This is a genomic window from Aeromonas sp. 600774 (assembly GCF_049175075.1).
GTDB lineage: Bacteria > Pseudomonadota > Gammaproteobacteria > Enterobacterales > Aeromonadaceae > Aeromonas > Aeromonas veronii_A.
Window position 1 is genome coordinate 110502 of the sequence record NZ_JAAKUJ010000003.1, and the last position, 25988, is coordinate 136489.

Here is a 25988-nt window from a genome sequence, read left to right on the forward strand (position 1 = left end):
CGCCTGGCCCTGCTTTAGGCTAGGACCACCCTTTCTGAACGGAAACGAGCCTCATGTTGCAACGCATGCTCACCTTTCTGCTGCTCTCTCTGCTCTTGCTTCCCGCGGCACAAGCTGATGATGCCATTGCCCAGACCGAAGCCTTGCTGCAGAGCGTGCCCAAAAGCGATACCCCGGAAAACCAGAAGCTGCGGGAGAGCTACCAGCAGGCGCTGCAATATGCCAGAGAAGCGCTACGTTACCGGGAACAGAGCAAAGCCTATCAGCAGATCCTTATCGACTACCCCAAGGAGTCGGCACGGCTCAAGGAGAGCCTGCACAACTATCAGCCCGCTGCTCGCCCGCCGCTGGCGAGCCTCAAGGAGGAGGCGCTGCGCCAGGCCATAGGCCTGAGCAGCAACCGCCAGCTCAACCTGCGCAAGGAGCGGCAGGGGGTGATGGACAGCCTCAACCAGCTGGAGAGTACCGGGCAGGAGTATCACCTGCGGGTGGACGATCTGCGCAAACAGCTGCAACTGACCCGCAGCCAGCTGGAGCGACTGAGCTTCAGCAGCGAATCGGATCGCCAACAGGAGGCACAGCTGCTGCTGACCAGAATGAAGGAGCAGAGCCTCTCCGACCGGATCCAGATGCTGGAGCTGGAGCAGCTTTCCGCCCAGCAGCGCAACGATCTTGGCAAGCTGAAACTGCAACAGCTCAATCTGGCCATCGCCGATGAGGATGAGTGGCAAGCCAGCTTGCTGGCCCAGCAGAACCAGCTGCGACGGGAGAAAACCGAGCTGGCACTCAAAGAGAGCGAGCGGCTGCGCAAGCAGCTCACCACAGACATGCCGCTGCTGCTGGAGCAGCAGCAAAAAAACCAGGCGCTCTCGATCCAGCTCGGCACGCTGGAGGATCAGATTGAGCGGGTGCAGGACGAACAGCTCACCATCGACAAGAATCTGTTTGAGCTAAACGATCTGGTCAACTCGGTACGGGAACAGCTGGAGTGGCTGCAGATCAGTACGGCTTATGGTGAAAACCTTCGCAGCAAACTTTCCGACCTGCCAGCCTATTTCCCCCTCGACAAACTGGAGTCGGAGATCGTCAATGCCCGCATGGCCAAGTACCAGTACGAGAGCGAGCAGGATGGGCTCAAGGATACCCGCCAGCTGCGCGACAAGCTGATGGCCGAAGAGGAGGTGACGCTCGATCGGCCACAGCAAGCGGTGCTCGACAACCTGCTCAAGGCCCGTCGTCAACTGCTGACCCGACTAAACGATGCATCAGACACCCTGATCCAGGAACAGACCAGGCTCAAACTGCTCTATAGTCGCCAAAACAGCAAGATCGACGAAATCCGCGAACTCAGCGCCAGCCACCTGTTCTGGCTGCCGGATGTGCGCCCCTTTACGCCGCAGGTGATGCTCGGTATTCCTGCCGCGCTGGCCCTGGCCTTTAACCCGAACAACTGGCTGCAACTGCCCTATGCCATCGCCGAGAACAGTCCTATCACTCTCACCCTGGCCAGCCTTGGTCTACTGGTGCTGACCTGGAGCTGGATCAAACTGGCCCGCCATTTGAGCCAGTTCTGCGACTACATAGCACCGCGTATCGGCAAGGTGACCCAGGATAAATTCAGTCTCACCAGCCGCCTGCTGCTGCGCTCCCTGATTGCATCTTTGCCGCTGCCCGCAATGGTATTGATGGTTCGCGGCCTGCTCGAAGGGGCCTGGCAATACCCGTTCGCCGTTGCGATCGGGCGTGGACTTGGGGAAATATGGTTTCTGCTGCTGGCACTGGTGATGGCCCGTCACCTGACGCTCGAGCGGGGGATCCTGATCCTTCACTTCCGCTGGCCAAAAGAGCGGGTCCAGCAGGTATGGAACCAGTTTCGAACCCTGCTGCTGGTGCTGATCCCTAGCTTCTTCGTGCAGGGGATGGCCAACAGCTATCAGGAGCACGCCTTCTACGACTCCCTCGGCCGGATGGCCTTCATGATCGGCGCGCTCTGGCTGCTGCTTTTCTTTGCCCGCCTCAACCGGGAGCGACTACCGCTCACCTGGGGCCAGAGTGACATGACCAAGCCCCACCTGCTGCATCATTTCATCTGGAACAGCCTGATGCTGGCACCATTGCTGGCGGTGATTGGCTCCCTGTTTGGCTACTTCTATACCTCGCGTACCCTGCTGCGCCAGCTGGAGCTGAGCCTGCTGATGGGGCTGGGCTGCCTGCTCATCTACTATCTGGCCAGACGCTGGATGCTGATCCAGCGCCGCCGCCTTGCCTTCGAGCGTGCCAAGAGCAAGCGGGCCGAGATGCTGGCCCAGCGCGGCCGTGACGACAATCAGGAGGAGCTAAGTTCGGAGATCCCCGATGTGGTGGAAGAGACTGAGCTGGACCTCGACACCATCAGCGCCCAGTCGCTGGGGCTGGTGCGCACCCTGCTGATGCTCGGCTTCACCATGCTGGTGGTAGTGCAATGGTCGGATCTCAACTCGGCGTTCAGCTTCCTCAGCAATATCGAGGTATGGCAGGTGAGCAGCAAGATTGGTGGCATCGAGCAGCTCTCCGCCATCACCCTGCAGGATCTGATGCTGACCGCCTTCGTCTTCATCCTGACCGTAGTGACCGCCCGCAACCTGCCGGGGCTGATGGAGCTGACCCTGCTTCAGCACCTCAGCCTCTCTCCCGGAACCGGCTTTGCACTCACCACGATCAGCAAGTATCTGGTGATCCTCGTTGGCGCCCTCACCGGTTTCTCCATGCTCGGTATCGACTGGTCGAAGACCCAGTGGCTGGTAGCCGCCCTCTCGGTAGGGCTGGGTTTCGGCCTGCAGGAGATCTTCGCCAACTTTGTTTCCGGCCTCATCATCCTGTTCGAGAAACCAATCCGGCTCGGTGACACTGTTACTATTCGCGATCTCACCGGCACCGTCACCAAGATCAAAACCCGGGCGACCACCATAGTGGATTGGGATCGCAAGGAGATCATCGTGCCCAACAAGGCCTTTATCACCGAGCAGTTCATCAACTGGTCGCTCTCCGATGCGATAACCCGGGTCAAACTGCGTATCCGGATCGGTCTGACCCGTGATCCGAAACTGGTGCAACGTATTCTTGAGGAGGCGATCCATGCCTCTACTTTGGTACTGGAGACCCCCAGTCCGGAAGTATTCCTGATCGAATTCACCGACTCGGCGCTGATCTACGAGATCCGCCTCTACGTCAACAACATGGATCACCGGATGCCCATCACTCACGAGGTTCACTCGCTGGTGCTGGAGAAGATGCAACAGCAGGGACTTACCCTGCCCCATCAACAGATCGACATTCACCTGAGTCGCGGCTGATCCGCGAGTTGAAAGGAGCAGAACATGCAGATTATTGCCCACCGTGGCGCCAGCGGCCTGGCCCCCGAAAACACTCTCAAGGCGATGGCCAAAGCGCTGGAGCTGGGAGCATCAGCCATCGAGATCGACGTGCAGGCGGCCGATGGCGAGTTGTGGGTCTTCCACGACCGGCGGCTGGAGCGCTGCACCAATGGCAAGGGGGTGCTGACCGAGCAATCCCGCTCCTATCTGGAGCAGCTCGATGCCGGTGAGGGAGAGGTGCTCCCGACCCTGTGGCAGGTGATGGAGATCATCGCCGGACGCTGCGAGCTGCATATCGAGCTCAAGGGGGCCCATAGCGCCGATGCGGTGGCTGACCTGACCCGACGGGCAGAGGCCGAGCTGGGCTTTACTCCCGGCCAGTGGGTGGTCTCCTCCTTCCATCACCCGGAGCTGGCCCGATTTGCCGCCTTGCGGCCCGATATCCGGCTCGGTGCTCTGACCGCCAGCCTGCCGCTCAACCTGGCGCAGTTTGCCGACGAGCTGGGGGCCTGGTCCATCAATTGCGATGTTGATTTCATCGACGCCGCGCTGGTCGATGATGCACATCGCCGGGGGCTCAAAGTTCTGGTTTATACCGTTGATTATCCAGAAGATTATGAAACGCTCTCTAGCATGGGGATCGATGGAATCTTCACCAATCGACCAGATCGTTTTCTGACGCAGTGAGGGGGCGATACGCACATGGATAACCACTGATTTAAGCACTAACTTTAAATAGCTGACCGGGATACAAAGAGTTCAACTTCAGCCGATAAACAGAGGCTCATAACAATAACTAGATTCCACACACACTTCAGACTGACGCTCACAAGGATGTAACTATGAACTTATCCATTAAAAACAAGCTTGTCCTGGCTATCGGGGTCATCATTCTGGTGATCACCTGCCTGCAGGTCTGGTACAACACCTCGCAACTGCGCAGCGAGACCCAGCGACTGGTCTGGAACATCATCGACGAAAGCTCCATGGCCAACGTCAAGGGGATCTCCCGCTGGGTCGACTCCCGGATCAGCATGGTCAGCACCACCAAGGAAGCATTCGCCAAAGAAGACGAGCCCATAAGTCATCTGGCCCAGTCCATGAATGCCGGTGGCTTCGACCTGGTCTATGCCGGTACCGCAGACGGCAAGATGATCCAGAGCAAACCAACCGACTTGCCCGCCGGTTATGACCCACGTCAACGCCCCTGGTACAAGGACGCGGTCGCCGCAGGCAAGCTGGTCATTACAGCCCCCTATGCCGACATCTCCACCGGCCAGCTGATTGTCACCATTGCCGAGCCGTTCCAGCGCGGCAATACCCAGGGGGTCATCGCCGGTGACGTCTCCATCAGCTCACTGATCTCGGATATTCTAGCGGTCACCACCGAGGGCACCTACGCCATGCTGGTGGACAGCAATGGCACCATCATCGCGCACCCAGATGCCTCCCTGAGCCTGAAACCCGCCACTGCGTTAGCCCCTGAGTTGACCGCATCTTACATCAACCAGATAGCTCATGACGGTACGATCAACGAACTGGTGATCAGCGGCAAGAAAGAGGTCTTTGACTTTAACGCCATCCCCAATACCAACTGGTATTACGGCATGATGGTGGATGAGGAGACCGCCTATCAGTCGGTGCGCAGCATGGTCACCTCTTCCCTCATTCAGGGGCTTATCACCATACTGATCGTGGCTGGCTTCTCCTATGTCGCCATCAATGGTTCGCTGGCCCCCCTGAAAACCCTGGGCGAAGCGATTGCCGATCTCTCACGCGGCAATGGCGATCTGACCCGCCGGATCAAGATAGAGCGGGAAGACGAGGTGGGCGCAGTTGCCAAGCACGTCAACACCTTCATCGACCGGATCCATGTGATGGTGCAGGATATCTCCAACTCCTCGACCCAGCTTAATCAGCAGGCCAAATCCTCCCACAGCATGGCGGAGAAGGCGAATCAGGGGCTGGCACGTCAGCAAAACGAAATCTCCCAGATCGCTACTGCAGTACACGAGATGTCGGCCACTGCAGTTGAAGTGGCAAGCAACGCCGAACAGACCGCCGAAGCAGCCCGCTCCTCTAGCAGCAGTTGTGAACATGGCAAACAGGTTATTGCCCGCAACCAGCGTTCCATTACCGATCTGGCCACCCAGGTTGCCCAGGCGTCGGACATTATTCAGGAGCTTGAGAAGAACGCTCAGGAGATCAACACCATCCTCTCCACCATTCAGGGCATCGCCGAACAGACCAACCTGCTGGCGCTCAACGCAGCTATCGAAGCAGCCCGTGCAGGCGAACAGGGCCGGGGTTTCGCTGTGGTGGCAGACGAAGTGCGGGTGCTGTCACAGCGCACCCATAGCTCCACCGTCGAGATCCGCAGCATGATCGAGACCCTGCAGCGCAATACACAGGGGGCAGTCAGCACCATGCATGAAGGACAGCTGCTGGCCCAGAACAGCGTGGATGACGCCAACAACGCCACCCAGGCGCTGGAACAGATCACCTCCTCCATCAATCAGATCTCCGACATGGCGACCCAGATCTCCAGCGCCGCCGAGGAGCAACGAGCCGTTACTGACGAGGTCAGCCGCAACATTCAGGCGGTGAAAGATGTCTCGGACGAGCTGGCCGTAGATGCCGACAGCTCACGCCATCTCTCTGAACAACTTAAAAATATTTCGGGTGAATTGAGTAATCAGGTCGGTATGTTCCGGATCTGACGATGATAAAAAAGGGGCCGTACAGGCCCCTTTACTTTTTTAAATATCGCTTAATTATCAGTGAGTAATCTAACACTACCGTCGCCTCCTCACCTTCCTGTCACCCCCGCCATGCAGTAGCCCCCATTGGATATATTCCACTTTTTCAGCCGAGGAAAGGATTAGTAATTTTTATGCATATATTTAAATGCCAATAATTATCATTAAAAAGTTTTAATAAAAAACTTAAAATTTTTTTTGTGAGTACCTAAAAAGAGAGGTGATTCGCATTTTATTGAAAGAAAACTACGTATAATCCGGAAGTTAAAGTCTTCGTAGCAAGGTGTTTTACTGCTCAATAACACCAAAAAATGACGAAAATTACGACATTTTCATCCAGGGATCAGGGTGTTTTAGAAAAAAATAACTACGAAAAATGGAATAAAACCAAGCTGTTTGACTTGCATCAAGCCTGAATTTTTTTCATAGAGCAAAATCGTGCCCAGCAAATCTATCCCTAAGGAGGCAGATGTGGATATTATCAAGACCGATGTAGCCATCATCGGTGCCGGCGGTACCGGCCTGCGCGCCGCTATCGCTATAGCCGAATCACAGCCAGACCTGGATATCGCCCTGATTTCCAAAGTCTATCCGATGCGTAGCCATACCGTGGCAGCCGAAGGTGGTGCCGCCGGTGTCGTTCGTGATGACGACTCCCTCGAAAACCACTTCAACGACACCGTCTCCGGTGGTGACTGGCTGTGTGAGCAGGACGTTGTCGATTACTTCGTCAACAATGCGACCAAAGAGATGATCCAGCTGGAGCACTGGGGTTGCCCCTGGAGCCGCAAGCCGGATGGCAAAGCCAACGTGCGTCCGTTTGGTGGTATGAAGGTTCCCCGTACCTGGTTCGCCGCTGACAAATCCGGTTTCCACATTCTGCACACCCTGTTCCAGACCTCCGTCAAATACCCGAGCATCAAGCGCTTCGACGAGCACTTCTGCCTCGACCTGATCGTGGAAGATGGTCGCGTTCAGGGCGTTCTGACCTTTGACATCCAGAACGGCATCACCCGCTTCATCCAGGCCAAATCCGTGATTCTGGCAACTGGTGGCGCTGGTCGTGTTTACCGTTACAACACCAACGGCGGCATCGTGACCGGTGACGGCATGGCGCTGGCCTATCGTCACGGCGTACCGCTGCGTGACATGGAATTCGTTCAGTATCACCCGACCGGTCTGCCGGGTACCGGCATCCTGATGACCGAAGGTTGTCGTGGTGAAGGTGGCGTCCTGCTCAACAAGGATGGCTACCGCTACCTGCAAGACTACGGCTTGGGCCCGGAAACTCCGATCGGCCAGCCGAAGAGCAAATACATGGAACTGGGTCCGCGCGACCGCGTTTCCCAGGCATTCTGGCAAGAGCAGCAGAAAGGCCGCGTGATCCAGGGCCCGATGGGCGATGTAGTTCACCTCGACCTGCGTCACCTCGGCGAGAAGTACCTGAAAGAGCGTCTGCCGTTCATCTGCGAACTGGCCAAAGCCTACGTCAACGTGGATCCGGCCAAAGAGCCCATCCCGGTACGTCCGACTGCCCACTACACCATGGGTGGTATCGAGACCGACAACAAGTGTGCCACCCGTCTGGCCGGCCTCTACGCCGCTGGCGAATGTGCCTCTGTTGGTCTGCACGGCGCCAACCGTCTGGGTTCCAACTCCCTGTCCGAGATCGTGGTATTCGGCAAGCTGGCTGGTGAACAGGCCGGTGAATTCGCCAAGACCCAGAAGCATGGCAATACCGAAGCGCTGGTCGCCAAGGCCGAGGCTCTGGTCAAGCAGCACCTCTCCCTGCTCGACATCGATGGCACCGAGAACCCGGCCGATATTCGCAACGAACTGGGCACCTCCATGGAGGCCGGTGTCGGTATCTACCGTACCGAAGAGCTGATGCAGGGCACCATCGACAAGATCAACGAGCTGAAAGCCCGTTACAAGAAGGTCAAGATCAACGACAAGTCCTCTGTCTTCAACACCGACCTGCTGTACGCCATCGAACTGGGCTACATGCTGGACGTGGCAGAAGCCATGGCTCACTCCGCTATCAATCGTAAAGAGTCCCGCGGTTCCCACCAGCGTCTGGATGGTTACGAAGAGCGTGATGACGTGAACTTCCTCAAGCACACGCTCTCGTTCTACAACAATGGCGAAACGCCCTCCATCGATTACTCCGATGTGAAGATCACTAAGTCCCAGCCGGCAAAACGCGTGTACGGCTCCGAGGGTGAGAAACAAGACGAGGCTAAGAAGAATGGCTGAGATGATTGAAATTGAAATCCTGCGCTATCGTCCGGAGCAGGATAACGAGCCCTGGATGCAGGCCTTCCAGGTGCCCTACCAGAGAGAGATGTCTCTGCTGGATGCGCTGCAGTACATCAAGGATCACCTGGACTCTACCCTGAGCTTCCGCTGGTCCTGCCGGATGGCGATCTGCGGCTCCTGCGGCATGATGGTCAACGGTGTTCCCAAGCTGGGTTGCAAAGCGTTCCTGCGCGACTATCTGCCGGGCAAGATGACCATCGAGCCGCTCAACAACTTCCCGATCGAGCGCGACTTGGTGGTCGACATGTCCGATTTCATCGAGAAGCTGGAGAGCATCAAGCCGTACATCATCCCGAGCGAGCCGCGCAACCTGTGCGATGGCGAGTACATCCAGACTCCGGCGGAGATGGCGAAGTACAAGCAGTTCTCCCAGTGCATCAACTGTGGTCTCTGCTACGCGGCCTGCCCGCAGTACGGCATCAACAAGAAGTTCACCGGTCCGGCGGCACTGGCTCTGGCCTATCGCTACAACGTCGACAACCGTGATGCCGGCGCCAAAGAGCGTATGCGCATCATCAGCCAGGACGAAGGCGTCTGGGGCTGTACCTTCGTGGGCTACTGCTCCGAAGTGTGCCCGAAGGGCGTCGATCCGGCAGCGGCCATCCAGCTTGGCAAGGTAGAGAGTGCCAAGGACTACATGATCGCCATGTTCAAGCCAGATTGAGAGCAGGATTGAGACCATGAACAACACTGAAAGCAAACGTAAACCTTACGTCCGCGAAATGAAGAAAGACTGGTGGCTAAAGAACGCCTTCTACACCGGTTACATGATCCGCGAAGGCACCAGTATCTTCGTCTCCATCTACGCTGTTGTGCTGATGTGGGGTCTGATGCGTCTGGTACAGGGTCAGGAAGCGTTCAACGGCTGGCTGGAATCCCTGCAAAGCCCGATCGCCATCCTGTTCCATGTGATTGCGCTGGCAGCCTGCCTGTTCCACGCCAAGACCTGGTTCGCACTGGCGCCGAAAGCCATGCGTATCTTCCGTGGTGAAGACCTGGTGCCGGAGAAACCGATCGTCATCGCCCAGTATGTGGCGCTGGCTGTGGTATCCCTGCTTGTCCTGATCATCGTGGCCTGAGGAGAAAACAATGAGACGTTCTGACGAGCCAATTTACTGGGGTCTGTTTGGTGCGGGTGGCATGGTCGTTGCCATGCTGCTGCCGGTCATTGTCCTCATCACCGGTCTGCTGGTACCCATGGGTATCATGGACGTAGAGACCATGAGCTACGAGCGCGTGCTCGAATTCGCCAGCTCCTGGTGGGGTGCCTGCATCCTGCTGGTGATCATCGCTCTGCCGATCTGGCACGGCATGCACCGTATCTACCACGGTTTGCATGATCTCGGGATCCACACCACCAAGCTGCACCACTATGTGTTCTATGGCTTTGCCTTCCTGGTATCTGCCATTACCGTCGGCCTGCTGATGGTACTGGTACTCCAGTAATCACATCTGACTGATAGACCAAACCGGGCACTCTGCCCGGTTTTTTTATCCTCCTGAACAGCTGAAAAGGGCCAGCAAGATTGCTCAGGCTGGCCCTTTTCAGCTGCATTTCCTGATGAGCACCTACTCCATCGGCGGCAAGAAACGGCGCATCACCTCGTCGGCATGCCCTCCTTCCTGAAACGCCACCAGAGCCTGATTGAGGTTGTTCACCAGCTCGTGAGCGCGGGGGGAGCCCTTGCTGACCAGCAGGTAAAACTGCTTTCGGCTGGGCAAGACGAGGTTGAGCAATCCACTCTCGCTCTGGTAAATCCCGAGACTGATGCCACTCACCAGTGGTTCAATTTCGCTTGGCAGAAAATCGCAGCGATCCCGCTCCAGCATATCGAGCGCCTGCTGTAACTGCCTCACCCTGCGTGGCTCCTGTGCCAAACCGTAGGGGGTGTAGTTATAGCCAATCACCCCGCACACACGTGAGCGATTGACCATCTGTAAATCTGGTGCGTCGGGGAAGCGACGCTTGAGATAGAAAAAGCCGAGGCGGGTGTAATAGAGAGGAACGCTGTAGAAAGCAAACTCGGCCCGCTCCGGTTTGTAACTGGCATCCCAGGTCAACTCGCACAGACCATTCTGGCGATAGTCTGCCAGCTCCTGCTGGACCCGCGCCCAGGGAAGATAGCGGATCTGATATGACAATCCGCTCTTTTCCAATGCATCGAGCACGAGTGTGGTCGCCGAACCGGTCAGACGGCTGGTATCGGGCACCCCGTCCTTGCGCTCCCAGTAGGTAAAGGGAGCCCACTCGTTGCCCTCCCCCAAACAGATCCGTACCACAGGTCCTTGTGCCCATAGCACGGGTGAGAGGCTAGCCAGCACAAGCCCAGTCAACCATGTCACCGCTCGTTTCATCTCCCGCTCCCGAACTGTTTTCTCCTCTTGCAGCTTAGTCCAGAAGGGATAGCGCTCATTCGTCAATAACACTTTCATGCCATAACGCCAGCAAATTGGCCGGAATGGCACCATAACGAAGCTGCGGGGTCTGGTGCCAATCAGCCAGCTTGTGCAGGGCTTTCACCAGATCCTGTGCAAGCGTGCGAGTCACTCTCACCCCGACTTCCAGATAGAGACTCTTGATCTCGAAGATCCCCTGCTGGCGATGGGCCTTGGCATCCATTCTGCCCACCAGCTTGCCGCGATGGAGCAAGGGCAACACAAAGTAGCCATACTGGCGCTTGGTGGCCGGGGTATAGCACTCGATGCGATAGTCGAAGTTGAACAGTTCACTGGCCCGTTTGCGATCCCACACCAGCGGGTCGAACGGCGACAAGGCCGTGGTATGGGTTGCCTTGAGACGGCCCTCCTTGACCTGCATCAGCTCATCGGCCAGAGATACGTGCACAAAGGCATCGTGCTGCCACCCCTCCACCCGAACCGGCAGCAGCTCACCTTCGTCCGCCAGCAGATGGAGCAGGACATCATATTTGCCGCGCCGCAGCCGATAGTAGTCCGCAACCCAGCCGGTTTTGACCAGCCCCAGCGCACGGCAACTGGCACGTACCATATCCCGCTGCGCCTCTGCAACACTCGGCAGATGCAGCTGGTCGCTCCATTCGGGAATGACCCGCTCGGCCAAGTCATAGACCCGCTGAAAATTGCGCCGCTCCCGCACCATCAACTGACCGGTGGTAAACAACACCTCCAGATGGCGTTTCTCCGGCTTCCAGTCCCACCAGCCGCTCCCCTTGCCTGTTGTGCGCTCAAAGTCGATCGCCCGCACCGGACCATGGTCACGAATGCGCTCGATAAGCTGGTCAATCTCCTGCTGATGGGTTGCAAGCCAGTTGGCCGAAAACTTCCAGCCCATGGCCGCGGGGTCGAGCATCCGGTGGCGCAACAGCCGGTAATCCTCGCGGGGTACAAAACAGGCCTCGTGAGCCCAATATTCGAAGATCTCGCCGTCGGCCAGCAACTGCTCCAGCCAGTTCGGTTCGTACTGGCCAAGCCGGCTAAAGAGCACCAGATAGGGGCTGCGGGCAACCACCGAGATGGTATCAATCTGCAGCAACGCCATTCGGCGAATGGTGGCCAGCAGATTGGCCGGGGTCGCCTTGCTGCGACGGGGGACGAGCAGCCCCTGCGCCGCCAGCTGCAGATGACGGGCATCTTGCAGTGAGATGTGGGGTATGGACATGAAAACAGGGCATCCGTTCCAGAAGTCAGGCGATCAGCATGCCCAATCCATGATCAAATGAATACACCCAGTTCAAGGTTTGGTGATAACCGCCACATCGGTGTGGGGGAAGCTGAGCTCGGCCTGCCAGCTGGCGGCCTGCACCTGAAATGATGCCTCGGAAAAGAAGACGATGTGGGTCGGGTCGTGGCGATAGCGCCAGTTTTTAAACCGCTCGTCACCGAGTACCCGCTGGGTCTGCAGCACCAGCACACCGCCCGGCTTGAGGCAATCCCACAGTTTGTTCAGCACGGCACGCGGCTCGGCGATATGCTCGATCACCTCGGTACTGGTGATGAAGTCGTACTGGCGCGTCAGCAACTCGGGAAAATCGGCGTAGAACTTGTCATACCCCGCCATCTGGTAACCCGCCTCGCGCCCCATCGCCACCAGCGCTGGGCCTGGGCCACAGCCAAAATCGAGGCCGCAGGCAGGAGTCGGCACCCGGCTCAACACCTCGCCAAATGCCCGCATCAGAAAGGTGCGATAACGGGGATCATCCACCCGGTTGTCGTGACTGTCATAAACCGCCTTCTCGGCAGTCTCATCCAGATGATCCGCCTCATCCAGCCAGACCAGCTCGCACGCGAGGCAGCGATGATAGCGCTTGCCTGCCACCGGCAGGGGATAACTGCGATGACTGGCACACAGGGGGCAGCAGACGTTGGATGACATGACGGTTCCTCTTGGGTGCTTCCTGTTGGATAACAGCGGCGCAGATTGCCTGCCCGCTGCCTCGCTGACAACTTTTTTTGCTCCTTAAGGGTTTCTTAAGTTTGCCCTTTTACTCTCAAACCATCGCAAGAGAAGGAGTCACCCATGACCATTGAGATCCAAGCACCCTACCGGTTGATCCTGGCCGAGTCCCCGCAGCAGGTCATGGCGCTGCAAACCTATATCCAGGCCGCCTACACCCGTGAGTTCAATGCCCGTATTCCCCATTTTCTCCCCTGCCTGCTGGGTCTCTATCGGGCAGACGGGACGCTGGTCGGTGCCTGTGGTCTCAATCATGCCAGTGAGGGGACTCTCTATCTGGAACAGTATCTGGAGCAACCCATCGAGGCGGCCATCAACACCCGCCTCGGGGTCTATCCGGCACGCCACCGCATTATCGAAGTGGGCAATCTGGCCTGCAGCGAACCGGGCAATGCCCGCCTGATGTTTGCGGCCCTGTGTCGTCTGCTGTGTGAAAACGCCCTCGACTACGTGGTCTTTACCGGCACCGCCAAGCTGCGCAACAGCTTTGCCCGCCTGCAACTCAACCCGGTGGAGCTGGCCCCCGCCCAGGCCCATCAGGTGGGGGCCGACGCCGATGCCTGGGGTGAGTACTACCGTTGCCAACCCAAGGTGATGGTGGGCGACATCAATCAGGGGCGCGAGGTGCTGGCCCAGAGCAGCCTGCTGCTCAATCTGCTGGCCCCCATGCCGACCCTGTTTGACGATACCAGCAAGAGTAATGACAACCTGACCAATCAAAAAAGGTGCGCCCAATGAGCCTGTTCGACGCCATCGCCAAACATGCCCACGAGGATCCTCAGTCGCCTGCACTAGTGAGCAGCCAGCAGCGTCTCGATTATCAGACCCTGTGGCAACAGATCCAGCGTCTGGCCAGCCAACTGCAACAGCTCGACATCAATCGTCTGGCTCTGCAGCTGGACAACGGCCTGCCCTGGGCGCTGCTGGATCTCGCCTGCACCCGTGCCGGTATCGTGGTCATCCCGGTGCCCCACTTCTTCAGTCAGGCCCAGCAGGCCTGGTTGCTGGAGAGCAGCGGCGCCGATGCGCTGGTGGGCCCACATCATCAGGGGTGGCATGCCGCCGAGCCGCTCTCGCTGATCACCGGAGAGCTGCCGCTCTGGCGCCACACACCAGCCAATCGACCGGCGCTGCCCAAAGGCACCGCCAAGATCACCTACACCTCCGGCACTACGGGCCAGCCCAAGGGCGTCTGCCTGTCACTGAGCCAGATGATGGCGGTGAGCCATGCGCTGGCTGAGCGGGTCGCGCTAGCCAAGGTGGAAAAACACCTGACCCTGCTGCCGCTGGCGACCCTGCTTGAGAACATCACCGGCCTCTATGTGCCGCTGCTGACCGGCGCTTGCAGTCGCATTCCGTCCCTCGGCGAACTCGGCTTCACCGGCTCCAGCTCGCTCAATCCAGCCATGCTGGGGGAGGCCCTGCTGCGCTGGCCGACCCACAGTCTGGTGCTGGTGCCCGAACTGCTGCGCTTGCTGCTGGCGCTCTGCACCAGCACCCCAGTGCTGGCCCAGCAGCTCAAGAGTCTGCGCTTTATTGCCGTCGGTGGCGGCAAGGTGGCTCCCGACCAGATCAAACACGCCCGCCAGCTCGGCCTGCCGGTGTATGAGGGATATGGCCTCTCGGAGTGCGGCTCCGTGGTGGCACTCAACAGTCCGGATGCTGACAAGCCCGGCAGCGTGGGGCGTCCACTGCCCCACTGTCAGGTCTCCATTGCCACCGATGGCGAAATTATGGTGAGCGGCAGCGCCATGCTGGGCTATCTCGGCAGCAACGAACTGACTCCCGAACAGATTGCCACTGGCGATCTGGGTCATCTGGACGATGAGGGCTACCTCCATATCACCGGGCGCAAGAAGAATGTCCAGATCACCGCCTTTGGCCGCAACTTCTCACCCGAGTGGGTGGAGGCCGAAGCACAGCTTTGCCCCGCCATCGCCCGCATCGTGGTGTTTGGCGATGGTCAACCCGCCAACGTGGCGCTGATCCAACCCCTGCCGGGCAAAGAGGCGGATCTGCCACGCCAGATCGCAGGTCTGAACCAGCGGCTGCCCGATTATGCCCGGCTGCACCACTGGTTGCCGGTGGCACTCGACCAGCATCCCGGCCTGCTGACCGCCAACGGGCGCCCACGTCGCAACGAGATTTACCAACACTTTTCCCGGCAAATCAGCCAATGCCTTACAGGAGAATCGTCATGAGCTTCTATCAGACTCTGCAACAAGCAACTGCAAGTGAGCGTGAGCATCTGTTCAACGCCCCCATTATCGAAGCCTGCCGCCGTGGCGACATCAGCCGTGACACCTATCTCGCCTTTCTGGCGCAGGCCTACTACCACGTGCGCCACACGGTCCCGCTGCTGATGGCAACCGGCGGCAAGCTGGGTCAGGAGTACGAGTGGGTGCGCGGCGCCATTGCCGAATACATCGACGAGGAGTATGGCCATCAGGAGTGGATCCTCAATGACATCCGCGCCTGTGGCGGTGATGCCGAGGCAGTGCGCCACGGCCAACCGGGGCTGCCCATCGAGCTGATGGTGGCCTTTCTCTACGACCAGATCCAGCGCGGCAACCCCATGGGTTTCTTCGGCATGGTACAGGTGCTGGAAGGCACCAGCGTGGCCATCGCCCTCACCGTCGCCGACCAGCTGAAAAAGGGCCTCGGCCTGCCACCCCAGGCGATGAGCTACCTGAGCTCCCACGGCGCCCTGGATCAGGAGCACCTCAAGTTCTTTGAATCCCTGATGGATCGGGTCGAGAGCCCGGCGGATCAAGCAGCCATCATTCACGGGGCCAAGGTGGTTTATCGTCTCTATGGCGAGATGCTCTACAACCTCACCGCCACTGTATAAGTTGGCAGCAGACAGCAAAAAGGGAACCCACACCATGAACCTTGAAGGGAAACTCGTGCTGCTCACCGGCGCCAGCGGTGGCATAGGTGAAGAGCTCGCGCAGGAGTTGGCGGCCCAGGGGGCCCACCTGCTGCTGCATGGTCGCCGTGCTCCTGTGCTGGAACGGCTGTGCAAGTCACTGCCGCATCCCGAGCGCCATCAGGTGGTGCTCGCCGACCTCGGCTCTGCACAGGAGCGAGCCAAGCTGCTGCAACACCCGGCGCTGGAGAATGGACTCGACATCCTGATCAACAACGCTGGCTGCAACCAGTTTGCCTGGCTGGAAGATCAGAGCTTTGAGCAGGTGGAGCGCCAGCTGCTGCTCAATATCGAGGCGCCAATCCAGCTCACCCGCGCCCTGCTGCCCAGATTGCGCAAGCCGGGGATCATCATGAACATGGGGTCGAGCCTGGGCAGCATTGGCTACCCCGGTTACAGCGTCTACTGCGCCAGCAAATTTGCCCTGCGCGGCTTTAGCGAGGCGCTGGGACGGGAGCTGGAGGGGAGCGGCGTCAAGGTGCTGCACTTTGCTCCGCGCGCCACCCGCACCAAGCTCAATTCCGAGGCCGCCTACGAGATGAATGCAGCGCTCGGCACCCAGACTGACAGCCCGCAAGAGGTAGCCGAAGAGGCCATCATCGCCCTGTGCAACGAGACCCGCCGCAGCTGGCTCGGCTGGCCGGAAAAACTGTTCGTACGACTCAATGCCCTGCTGCCCGGCATCGTCGACAAGGCGTTGGCCAGACAGCTGCCGATCATCAAGCGTTATGCCCGACATCTTCAGCCAGGGACGACTGATGTATGCGCCAACAGTGCGCCGCAACCAGACTTTTCTCGCCCGATCCCGACCAAGAAGGAGCATTAATATGAACTTTGTCCGTCAATCAGTGACCGCTTGTGCCATCGCCATCCTGCTGGGCTCCACCTCGGTCATGGCCGCGGATGATGCTCTCGCGCCCATCCAGCAGCAGTGGGCAGTTTGCCAGTATCAACAGACCGGCAAAGCGAAAGAGAGTTGCCTCGAGACCCTGAGCACCCGGGCCGAAACGGCCAGCGCCAAGGAGCCTTTTCGCGCCGATCTGCTGATCTGGTCTGCCATCGTCAAGAGCACCTGGGCGGGGGCCAAAGGGGGGCTGGGGGCACTGGGACTGGTGAAAGAGGCCAAAGCCAAGCTGGAGCTGGCGCTCAAGCAAGACCCCAAGGCGCTGGACGGCTCTGCCTACACCAGTCTGGGCTCTCTCTACTATCAGGTACCCGGCTGGCCGGTCGGCTTCGGTGATGACGAGAAGGCGGAGCAACTGCTCAAGCAGGCGCTGGCCATCAATCCGGATGGCATCGACCCCAACTTCTTCTATGGCGACTTCCTGCTGGATCAGGGGCGCAAGGCCGAGGCCAAAACCTACCTCGACAAGGCGCTGGCCGCCCCGGCCCGCCCGGGCCGGGAAGTGGCCGACGAAGGGCGCAGAATGGAGATCCGCGAACGGCTGGCAAAGCTATAAACCCCTGATGGATCAAAGATCTATTTAAACTCTGCCCACCAGCTTGCATACTGGTGGGCAGCGTTCTTTATGCCACGGTCAACCTTGGCGACTGAACCACATCGCCACAGCCGACAAAAAAGGGAGAAAAGAATGCGGATCCTGCTGGTAGAAGATGATGTGATGCTGGGTGACGGTATGCAGGATGCCCTGCGCCATAGCGGCTACACGGTGGATTGGCTGCAACAGGGCTTGCCCGCTCTGGCTGCCCTCAAAAGTGACGAGTTCGCCGCCCTGATCCTCGATCTCAACCTGCCCGACATCGACGGCCTCAGCCTGCTGCGCAAACTGCGCCGGGAAGGCCACCAGCTGCCGGTGCTGATCCTCACCGCCCGCGATGCGCTGGATGATAGGGTGATCGGCCTTGATGCCGGCTCCGACGACTACATGGTCAAACCCTTCGCCCTGCAGGAACTCAACGCCCGTCTGCGCGCCCTGGTACGCCGAAGCAAGGGGCAGGCCCAGGCAGTACTGGAGTATGGCGATATTCTCATCTATCCCGAATCCCAGCAGGTCACCTATCAGGGGGAGGCGGTCAAACTCACCCCCCACGAATACAAGCTGCTGCAGGAGCTGATCAGCCAGAGCGGCCGGGTACTTAGTCGAGATCAGCTGCAACAGAGCCTCTATGGCTGGGATGAAGGTGCCGAGAGCAACGCGGTGGAGGTGCATATCCACCATCTGCGCAAGAAGTTCTACAGCGACCTCATCCGCAATATTCGTGGAGTCGGCTACATCATTCCCCAGCTCGAACAACCAAGCCGGACATCAGCACGATGAAACGTCCCCGCTCCATTCGCCGCTTTCTGCTCACCGGCATCCTGACGCTGGTGAGCCTGAGTCTCACCATCAGTGCCTTTATCGGCTACATGGAGGCGAGCCACGAGATGGAGGAGCTGTTTGATGCCCGCCTCGCCCAGTCAGCCCGTATCACCAACCAGCTGCTGGTCCGCTACCTGGCACAGCAGGGGCAACTGCCCGCCAACGGCACCGTCTATCAGGAGTGGGAGGCGCAAAATCCCGACGAGTGGCAAAAAGATCCCGGCCTCAACCTGACCGGCGAAGATCGGGAACTCACTCCCTACGGCCACGAGTTCGAACGTAACCTCTACTTCCAGCTCCTCGATGGAAAGGGCGGCCTGCTGCTGCGTGCCCCCAGCGCTCCGGCCCAGCCACTGGTTGAGCTGGCTCTCGGGTTCAACACGGTAGAGAAGGATGGACATCAGTGGCGCACCTTCACCCTCTACAACGAGCAGAAGCAGACCTGGCTGGTGGTGGCCGAGCGGGACGACGAGCGCAGCGAACTGGCCAGCAAGATGGCCACCCTTACCATGCTGCCGCTGCTGATCACCCTGCCGTTCCTGCTGGCCCTGCTCTGGTGGCTCATCACCCGCGGGCTGGCACCACTGCGCCAACTGGCACAGGCCATTAGCGAACGCCACCCCGCCAACCTGAGCCCACTCAGCCTCAAGATAAGCGCTCAGGAGTTGACCCCCCTCACCAACGAGATCAACCGCCTGATGCAGGCGCTGGCAGAGACCATAGAGCGGGAGAAGCAGTTCACCAACGAGGCGGCACACGAGCTACGCACCCCGCTGGCGGTGCTGCGGATCCACAGTGAAAATGCCCTGGCTGCCGAAGATGAAGAGAGCCGCCAGCAATCCTTGCACAAAATGCTGCAGGCACTCGACCGCAGCGATCGGCTGATCCGCCAACTGCTGACCCAGGCCCGTATCGACAACCAGCAGGGACTGGTACTGACCGAACTGGAGGTGGGACACCTGCTGCAAGGCACCCTCGCGACCCTGGCACCCATCGCTCTCAAGAAGGATCAGCAGCTGTCGCTGGAGTGTGAAGTGCCGCAGCTGGTGATGGGGCAGGCCACCCTGCTCGAGCTGCTGTTCAGCAACCTGATCGACAATGCGCTGCGCTATACCCAGCCGGAGGGCGAGATCAGGGTGCGAGTTCAGCGAGAGGGTAACCGGGTGAGGGTGGATGTGAGTGACAACGGCCCCGGCATCCCCACCAACGCCTTGAGCCGGCTGTGTGAACGCTTCTTTCGAGTCAATCCCCAGCAGGGGGATGGCGTGGGTCTCGGCATGGCCATCGTTTCACGTATCGCCCAGTTGCACGGCGCCGACCTCGATGTCCACAACCGACCGGAAGGAGGACTGGAGGTGAGTGTGCTGCTCCCGCAACCTCCGGCAAGATAAGCGATAAGCAAACAGCCCGCGATGCGGGCTGTTTTTTTCAATGACAATCTGGCTGCACGGTAAAGGTTCGACTGGCATCCACCGGGCCCAGCTCCGCCAGCAAGCGGCGGCCCAGCAGCACCGGATAGATCATCTTGCTGCGATCCCGCAGGGTAAACCACTCCTCATACACCTTGTCCCCCAGACAGATGGACATGGTCACCGTTGGCCGCTGCTCCATGCCGCCCGCCCCACGTACCGTCACGCTGCGCTCGACCCGCCTCTCGAACTGCTGCTTGACCAGTTTGCCGCTGTCGGCATCGGTCACCACCAGCATGAAGCGCACCCAGGGCTTGCCATCCCGTTTGAATCTGGTGATGGAGCGTGCATCGAGGGAAGAGGTGAGCGCCCCGGTGTCGAGCTTCATCTTTACCGCCACGCCGGTAGGCAAAATAAGCCCCTTCTCGATCCAGCCATAGGTGGTCGGGGTCTCAGCCAGCGCACTGCCACACAGTGCCAGCATCAGGGTGATCCCCACCATCATCTTGCCCATTTTACTGCCCTGCCTTGTCAATCCTGCGCCCAGATCTACCACAGTCCCATTGTGGGTCAATCCGATTTATTTCAGTTAGTTGGATAATATCTGGCGGGTCAGGAGAGAGACGACAAAGAGTGGCCGAACGGTGCTGGATGAAACTGGTGGTTAACCTCAGGTTGTGACGCCAAAGGCTACCACAAGGATTTACAAATTATCAGTCTTGTTCTGAAGGGATTTTTGCCTACACTGTTGTAAACCGGAGGGCCTGAAAACCACCGGTTTTTTTGCGCCTGCCGAAAATTTGCCACTGCAAAAGTGACTTTCAACAAGGCTCAATAAGGAATTTGTAATGCGTATCGAAGAAGACTTGAAGCTCGGTTTCAAGGATGTCCTGTTCCGCCCCAAGCGCTCTACTCTCAAGAGCCGTTCCCAAGTAAGCCTGACCCGTCAGTTCACCTTCAAACACACTCAGACCCAATGGCAAGGCGTACCCGTTATCGCCGCCAACATGGATACCGTCGGCAGCTTCGCCATGGCGCGCACGCTGGCCGGTTTCGAGATGATGACCGCGGTACACAAGCACTACAGCCTTGAGCAGTGGCAAGCTTTCGTCAACGAGACCGACCCGGCGCTGCTGGGCCATGTGATGGTCTCCACCGGCACCTCGGCTGAAGATTTCGCCAAGACCCGCCAAATCCTCGCCATGTCCGAAGCGCTGCGCTTCATCTGTGTCGATGTGGCCAACGGCTACTCCGAACACTTCGTCGAGTTCGTGCGCAAAATTCGTGAAGCCTGCCCCAACCACGTCATTCTGGCGGGCAACGTGGTGACCGGCGAGATGGTCGAAGAGCTGATCCTCTCCGGCGCCGACATAGTCAAGGTCGGTATTGGCCCGGGCTCAGTCTGTACCACTCGCGTCAAGACCGGCGTCGGCTACCCGCAGCTCTCTGCCATCATCGAGTGTGCCGATGCGGCCCACGGCCTCGGCGGCCAGATCGTCGGTGACGGCGGCTGCACCTGCCCGGGCGACGTCGCCAAAGCCTTCGGCGGCGGCGCCGACTTCGTGATGCTGGGCGGCATGCTGGCAGCCCACGAGGAGTGCGGTGGCGAGATCGTCGATGTAGACGGTGAGCCTTTCATGAAGTTCTACGGCATGAGCTCCTCCAGCGCCATGGACAAGCACGCCGGTGGTGTCGCCGAATACCGCGCCTCCGAGGGTAAAACCGTGCTGCTGCCCTACCGCGGCCCGGTCGAGAACGCCGTGCGCGACATTCTGGGCGGCGTGCGCTCCACCTGTACCTACGTGGGCGCCAGCCAGCTGAAAGAGCTCACCAAACGCACCACCTTTATCCGGGTACGTGAGCAAGAGAACAACGTCTACGGCAAGGAGTAACCTGCCGCAGCGACCGTCACGCGCTGACGGTTAGAAGCCAGTCAACCGGTGTGCTACCCTGCGCACCGGTTTTTTGCATTTGGAACCCCGAGCCATGACCACTCCCCTGCCCCCGTTTGACTGGGATATCTTCTGTTGCGTCGTCGACAACTTCGGTGACATCGGCGTCACCTGGCGACTTGCCCGCCAGTTAAAGCGGGAGGGGAATATTGCGGCACATGGCAATGAGGTTCAGGTGCGGCTTTGGGTGGACGATCTGGAAAGTTTCGCCCGCATCTGCCCCAAGCTCGACCCAGCGCAGGATGGCCAGTGGGTCGATGGCATCTATATCCAGCACTGGCATGAGACCCTGCCGACCGACATGACCCCGGCCAGAGTGGTGATCGAGGCTTTTGCCTGCGAGCTGCCCAACCTCTTCATAGAGCTGATGGCGAGCCAACCCAGCCCCCCATGCTGGATCAATCTGGAGTACCTCTCGGCGGAGAGCTGGGTAGAGGATTGCCACGGCCTCGCCTCGCCCCAGCGGGTTGGCAATAAAAGCCTCAACAAATACTTCTTCTTCCCAGGCTTTACCGCTAAAACCGGCGGCCTTTTGTGCGAGCACGACCTCATCGCCGAACAGGAGCGGTGGCAGCAAGATGATGCGGGACTTACCGCCTACTGGGCCAGCCTCGGTTTGCCGCCCAGACAAGAGAACGAGCTGCGGGTCAGCCTCTTTACCTACGAGAGCGATGCACTGCAAAGCCTGGTCGAGAGCTGGTGCCAGAGCACCACGCCCGTCACCCTGCTGCTGCCGCTGGGGCGCTCGCTGCAAGATGTGCTGCGCGGCGCGAGCCTTGAAGATACCATCACCACCGCCAGGGCGGGGGATCTGCTCCACTCGGGCAACCTCACCATCAAGCTGCTGCCGATGACCGATCAGGCCGGTTACGATCGACTGCTGTGGAGCTGCGATCTCAATCTGGTGCGCGGGGAGGACTCCTTCGTGCGGGCCCAGTGGGCAGCACGTCCTTTCCTCTGGCACATCTACCAACAGGAGGAGGAGGCCCATCTGGTCAAGCTGGAGCAGTTCCTTGACCACTACTTATCCGATCTACCCGCCGAGTGCGGCCAATGGCTGCGCCGCTTTAATCTGGCTCTCAACCGTGGTGAAGATTGCCGCGAACTTTGGACCCAATGGCCACGATATAGCGCCATTTGGCAGCAACATGGGCGAAGCTGGTCACAGAAGTTGCTCCGGGATGGGGATCTCGTCACACGGTTGGTGAAATTTTTAGAAAGCCGTATATAATCTGGCAGTTTTTATCCGTCCGTTTCACGAACAGGAATTTTTTACATGAAAACCGCACAGGAAATCCGCGCTGGTAACGTAGTCATGATCGGCACCGAGCCGATGGTGGTTCAAAAGGCTGAATTCAACAAATCCGGCCGTAACTCCGCCGTGGTCAAAATGAAGCTGAAGGGCCTGCTGAACGGCAGCGCTACCGAGACCGTCTTCAAGGCCGACGACAAGCTGGACGTTGTTCAGCTGGAACGTAAAGAGTGCACCTACTCCTACTTCTCCGACCCCCTGTATGTCTTTATGGACACCGAGTACAACCAGTACGACGTAGAGAAAGACAACCTGGGTGACGTGCTGAACTACCTGGTAGACGGCATGGAAGACATCTGCGAAGTGACTTTCTACAACGAGAAAGCCATCTCCGTAGAACTGCCGACCACCATCGTGCGTGAAGTTGAGTACACCGAGCCGGCTGCCCGTGGCGACACCTCCGGTAAAGTGACCAAGCCTGCCCGTCTGAAAGGCACTACCTACGAGCTGGCTGTTGCCGCTTTCGTAGAGATCGGTGACAAGATCGAAATCGATACCCGCACCGGCGAATTCAAGCGTCGCGTCAACTAATTGACCGCTTTGAATTGATTACAAAAAAGCGAGCCACCGGCTCGCTTTTTTATTGCCTCCGAGTTGCCATCACACCGCCCGCCTTCAGAAAATCCCGCCGCCGCCGCTAACCCAGATAACCGGGGGAGCACACTATGGCCAGATTATCCTTATCACTGCTGTTATTGACCTTGCTGGCTGGCCATGGGGCAGAGGCGAGCGAGGTCGCCCCCCCCGTTGCCAAACCTATGCCCCTCGACCACTGGCAAGCCAGCGACTGGAAAGGGTTGCCCGATGCTACCCAGATCGACAAGCAGACGGTGCTGTTCGCCAAACACGACAGTGAAAACTATCTGGGGCTCGCCATTTTACTGCCCGACTGGCAGCGCAGCGGCCAACTCTGGCAACTGACTCGCGCCCTCAGCCGACTGGGCTTTGATACCCTGCTGCTGCTGCCCTCCCCCCAGCAGACCGAACTGGACCCAGCCGCCGAGAAAAAAGCGAAAAACAGCGATGAGTTTCGCAAGCAGTTTGCCGAGCGGATCAGCAAGCTGGCCGATGCCAAGCTGCAGGAGGGGGGCTTCAAGCTGATCCTGGCGCAAGGTACCGGCGCCGCCTGGACTGCCAACCTCATCGCCAGCGAACAGTTGCCCGCCCCCGACGCGCTGGTGCTGCTCGATGGCTTCTTCCCCAATCAGCAGAGCAACCAGACCCTGGCCAAACAGGTGGCTCAGGCGGCCATCCCCACCCTGGACCTCTATCAGGAGGATGGCGGCCGCTGGCCACTGCTGGCCGCCGAGGCCCGCAAAAGCGAGAGCCGGCGCAGCAACAAGCTCAACTATCGCCCCTACGCCCTGATGGAGCTGGAGGAGACCCCCACCCGCATTCAGGGCTGGCTCAACCATCTGGGCTGGCTCTAAACCGGCCGCTAGCGTGGCGCAATAAAGCGCGCAAGCTCACATCTGCCGGATAAAGCCCAGCCATGACACAGCGGCGAGCTGGCAATGACTGTATCCTGTTTGGCATCATGATCCCTCGACACCGGAAAAATGGCAGGAAGGACCATGCAGCAAATCGTATTTCTCGACAGCGATACCCTGGATGCGGGCATCACCCTGCGTCATCCCGACTTCCCCCACCACTGGCAGAGTTATCCCAGCACGGCCCCGGAACAGGTAGTCGAGCGGCTGAAAGATGCCAGTATTGCCATCATCAACAAAGTACGGATCGGCGCCGCCGAGCTGGCCCAGCTACCGGAGCTCAAACTCATAGCGCTCGCCGCCACCGGCAGCGACAACGTGGATCTGGAGGCGTGCCGCGCCGCCAACGTCGGGGTGTGCAATATCCGCAACTACTCGGGCCCCTCGGTGCCGGAACACGCCATGGCGCTGATGCTGGCCCTGTCGCGCAACCTCTTCTGCTGGCGCCAGTCGTTGCTGGAGGGGCGCTGGCAACAGAGCGGTCAGTTCTGCTTCTTCGACCACAACATCATGGATCTGCACGGCAAGCAGCTTGGCATCATCGGCAAGGGAACCCTCGGTCAGGCGCTCGGCGAGCGGGCCAAGGGAATGGGGATGACGGTGCGTTATGCACAGAGCCAGATCGGTGGCAGCCACGACGAAGATCGCCTGCCGCTCGACGAGCTGCTGCAAAGCTCGGATGTGATCAGCCTGCACTGCCCGCTCACCCCTTACACCCGCAACCTGATTGGCGAGCGGGAGCTGGGCTTGATGAAACCGGGCGCCCTGCTGATCAACGTCGGCCGTGGCGGTCTGGTGGATGAGGAGGCGCTGCTGCGGGCGCTGGCCAACGGCCGCCTCGGCGGTGCCGGTTTCGATGTGGCAAGCGTCGAACCGCCGCCCCCCGACCATCCCCTGATGAAGGCGCTGCAATACCCCCACTTCATCCTCACCCCACATGTGGCGTGGGCCAGCGAGGAGTCGATGCAGCGGCTGGCCGACCAGCTGATCGACAACATCAACGCCTTTGCCGCCGGTCGCCGCCAGCACCGGCTGGTCTGAGCAAACATGCAAAACGGGGCCCACTGGCCCCGTTGTTTCATTCCCACCATTCACGACAGATGGCGATCAATCGTCGTCATGCCATCTGTGCTTTTTATGCTTCTTGTGCTTTTTGTGGTGTTTGTGATGGTGGTCATCATCGTAATAGCGATCCTGACTCTGGTGGCCATCGCCGGTCTTGGCACCGATGGCCGAGCCGCTCGCCCCGCCAACACCGGCGCCGATCAGCTGGCCGGTATCACCACCGACACTCTTGCCGATAGCGGCACCACCCAGCGCCCCCACCGCGCCGCCAAGGGCAGCTTCATTCTTGTTGCCCTTGTTGGCCGTCGCCGCACCACCAGCTGCGCCGCCAATGGCCGCACCAACCAGCGCACCGGTATCGCCCCCCAGCTCCTTGCCGATCATGGTACCCGCTACCCCGCCTGCGCCGCCACCGAGAATGGTATTGAGGGTCTCGGAGGCGTGCACGGCCGTGCTGCCAGCGAGCAAGGCGCCCAACAGGGCCAGTGCGCGAAGCGCGCGCGAATTCATCTCCATGGGTACTCCTGTCAAACCTGATTAATAATCAGCAGCACTATACAAAGAGCTATCAGGTTCGCCAGCCAGCAGAAAACAGGGATGCGACAGTCAATGGCAGTACAGTCACAGCCAACGCAGGAAGAGTAGAA

Annotated in this window: 24 protein-coding genes; 19 read left to right on the forward strand and 5 right to left on the reverse strand. The window is 59.3% G+C overall.

All coding sequences use genetic code 11. The annotated features are described in order from the left end of the window. The first annotated feature begins 53 nt into the window (after positions 1-53). The 7 genes from mscM to frdD all read left to right on the forward strand — a co-directional run bounded on the left by mscM (position 54) and on the right by frdD (position 9877). On the forward strand, positions 54-3332 hold the full coding sequence (gene mscM, locus G5171_RS04760) for a miniconductance mechanosensitive channel MscM (protein ID WP_421259902.1): 3279 nt from the start codon (positions 54-56) through the stop codon (positions 3330-3332). Positions 3333-3356: 24 nt separating this feature from the next. Further along, positions 3357-4040 carry a glycerophosphodiester phosphodiesterase gene (locus G5171_RS04765; RefSeq protein ID WP_421250662.1) on the forward strand — a complete coding sequence of 228 codons (684 nt, stop codon included), beginning with the start codon at positions 3357-3359 and terminating at the stop codon, positions 4038-4040. Between the two features lie 155 nt (positions 4041-4195). Beyond that, a complete protein-coding gene (locus G5171_RS04770) occupies positions 4196-6073 on the forward strand; it encodes a methyl-accepting chemotaxis protein (RefSeq protein ID WP_421259903.1) in 1878 nt (625 codons plus the stop codon). A 510-nt stretch (positions 6074-6583) separates the two neighbouring features. Beyond that, a complete protein-coding gene (gene frdA / locus G5171_RS04775; RefSeq protein WP_041210004.1) occupies positions 6584-8368 on the forward strand; it encodes a fumarate reductase (quinol) flavoprotein subunit in 1785 nt (594 codons plus the stop codon). Continuing rightward, the gene (locus G5171_RS04780) at positions 8361-9095 is read left to right on the forward strand and encodes a succinate dehydrogenase/fumarate reductase iron-sulfur subunit (RefSeq protein WP_421259904.1); all 735 of its coding nucleotides are present in this window, start codon (positions 8361-8363) and stop codon (positions 9093-9095) included. The genes frdA and G5171_RS04780 overlap by 8 nt, the downstream gene beginning before the upstream one ends. A 16-nt stretch (positions 9096-9111) precedes the next feature. Then, a complete protein-coding gene (locus G5171_RS04785; protein WP_033112664.1) occupies positions 9112-9510 on the forward strand; it encodes a fumarate reductase in 399 nt (132 codons plus the stop codon). A 10-nt stretch (positions 9511-9520) separates the two neighbouring features. Next, complete coding sequence (gene frdD, locus G5171_RS04790) at positions 9521-9877, forward strand: fumarate reductase subunit FrdD (RefSeq protein ID WP_005347976.1); 357 nt, start codon at positions 9521-9523, stop codon at positions 9875-9877. A 123-nt stretch (positions 9878-10000) separates the two neighbouring features. Here the strand turns inward: frdD and G5171_RS04795 are convergent, their stop codons facing one another. The 3 genes from G5171_RS04795 to G5171_RS04805 form a co-directional block, all read right to left on the reverse strand. After that, a complete protein-coding gene (locus G5171_RS04795) occupies positions 10001-10786 on the reverse strand; it encodes a substrate-binding periplasmic protein (protein WP_041234336.1) in 786 nt (261 codons plus the stop codon). 55 nt (positions 10787-10841) lie between these two features. Continuing rightward, entirely contained in the window at positions 10842-12068 is a 1227-nt protein-coding gene (locus G5171_RS04800) for a winged helix-turn-helix domain-containing protein (protein ID WP_421250665.1), read from the reverse strand. A 72-nt stretch (positions 12069-12140) separates the two neighbouring features. Beyond that, the gene (locus G5171_RS04805) at positions 12141-12782 is read right to left on the reverse strand and encodes a class I SAM-dependent methyltransferase (RefSeq protein WP_201946281.1); all 642 of its coding nucleotides are present in this window, start codon (positions 12780-12782) and stop codon (positions 12141-12143) included. Positions 12783-12926: 144 nt separating this feature from the next. Between G5171_RS04805 and G5171_RS04810 the strand changes: the two genes are divergently transcribed. The 7 genes from G5171_RS04810 (at position 12927) to G5171_RS04840 (ending at position 19504) form a co-directional block, all read left to right on the forward strand. Next, the gene (locus G5171_RS04810) at positions 12927-13601 is read left to right on the forward strand and encodes a thermostable hemolysin (RefSeq protein ID WP_421212298.1); all 675 of its coding nucleotides are present in this window, start codon (positions 12927-12929) and stop codon (positions 13599-13601) included. After that, positions 13598-15064, forward strand: coding sequence for an AMP-dependent synthetase/ligase (locus G5171_RS04815; RefSeq protein ID WP_421212299.1), 1467 nt, complete (start codon positions 13598-13600; stop codon positions 15062-15064). Before G5171_RS04810 ends, G5171_RS04815 begins: the two co-directional genes overlap by 4 nt. Beyond that, complete coding sequence (locus G5171_RS04820) at positions 15061-15714, forward strand: TenA family transcriptional regulator (RefSeq protein WP_202001792.1); 654 nt, start codon at positions 15061-15063, stop codon at positions 15712-15714. Before G5171_RS04815 ends, G5171_RS04820 begins: the two co-directional genes overlap by 4 nt. 34 nt (positions 15715-15748) lie before the next feature. Then, positions 15749-16618 (forward strand): SDR family oxidoreductase, encoded by an 870-nt coding sequence (locus G5171_RS04825; protein ID WP_216978197.1) that lies wholly within the window; start codon positions 15749-15751, stop codon positions 16616-16618. A gap of 1 nt (position 16619) precedes the next feature. After that, positions 16620-17252 (forward strand): tetratricopeptide repeat protein, encoded by a 633-nt coding sequence (locus G5171_RS04830; RefSeq protein WP_337072446.1) that lies wholly within the window; start codon positions 16620-16622, stop codon positions 17250-17252. A gap of 132 nt (positions 17253-17384) precedes the next feature. Further along, positions 17385-18071: a response regulator gene (locus G5171_RS04835; RefSeq protein ID WP_005348007.1), complete on the forward strand. Its 687-nt coding sequence runs from the start codon at positions 17385-17387 to the stop codon at positions 18069-18071. Further along, complete coding sequence (locus tag G5171_RS04840; protein ID WP_421212301.1) at positions 18068-19504, forward strand: ATP-binding protein; 1437 nt, start codon at positions 18068-18070, stop codon at positions 19502-19504. Before G5171_RS04835 ends, G5171_RS04840 begins: the two co-directional genes overlap by 4 nt. Before the next feature lie 37 nt (positions 19505-19541). Here the strand turns inward: G5171_RS04840 and G5171_RS04845 are convergent, their stop codons facing one another. After that, positions 19542-20036 carry an ATP-dependent zinc protease gene (locus tag G5171_RS04845; protein ID WP_421212302.1) on the reverse strand — a complete coding sequence of 165 codons (495 nt, stop codon included), beginning with the start codon at positions 20034-20036 and terminating at the stop codon, positions 19542-19544. A 334-nt stretch (positions 20037-20370) separates the two neighbouring features. On the opposite strand from G5171_RS04845, the gene G5171_RS04850 reads away from it, so the two are divergent. The 5 genes from G5171_RS04850 (at position 20371) to G5171_RS04870 (ending at position 25317) form a co-directional block, all read left to right on the forward strand. After that, positions 20371-21414 (forward strand): GMP reductase, encoded by a 1044-nt coding sequence (locus G5171_RS04850; protein WP_005348017.1) that lies wholly within the window; start codon positions 20371-20373, stop codon positions 21412-21414. Positions 21415-21508: 94 nt separating this feature from the next. Continuing rightward, positions 21509-22705, forward strand: coding sequence for an elongation factor P maturation arginine rhamnosyltransferase EarP (gene earP, locus G5171_RS04855; protein ID WP_216961267.1), 1197 nt, complete (start codon positions 21509-21511; stop codon positions 22703-22705). A 45-nt stretch (positions 22706-22750) separates the two neighbouring features. Then, a complete protein-coding gene (gene efp, locus G5171_RS04860) occupies positions 22751-23317 on the forward strand; it encodes an elongation factor P (protein WP_005362323.1) in 567 nt (188 codons plus the stop codon). Positions 23318-23451: 134 nt separating this feature from the next. Beyond that, positions 23452-24216, forward strand: coding sequence for a DUF3530 family protein (locus G5171_RS04865; RefSeq protein WP_421259905.1), 765 nt, complete (start codon positions 23452-23454; stop codon positions 24214-24216). 144 nt (positions 24217-24360) lie between these two features. Continuing rightward, a complete protein-coding gene (locus G5171_RS04870; protein WP_421212304.1) occupies positions 24361-25317 on the forward strand; it encodes a D-2-hydroxyacid dehydrogenase in 957 nt (318 codons plus the stop codon). A gap of 66 nt (positions 25318-25383) precedes the next feature. Here the strand turns inward: G5171_RS04870 and G5171_RS04875 are convergent, their stop codons facing one another. After that, entirely contained in the window at positions 25384-25857 is a 474-nt protein-coding gene (locus G5171_RS04875; RefSeq protein WP_421259906.1) for a YMGG-like glycine zipper-containing protein, read from the reverse strand. Positions 25858-25988 lie beyond the last annotated feature (131 nt).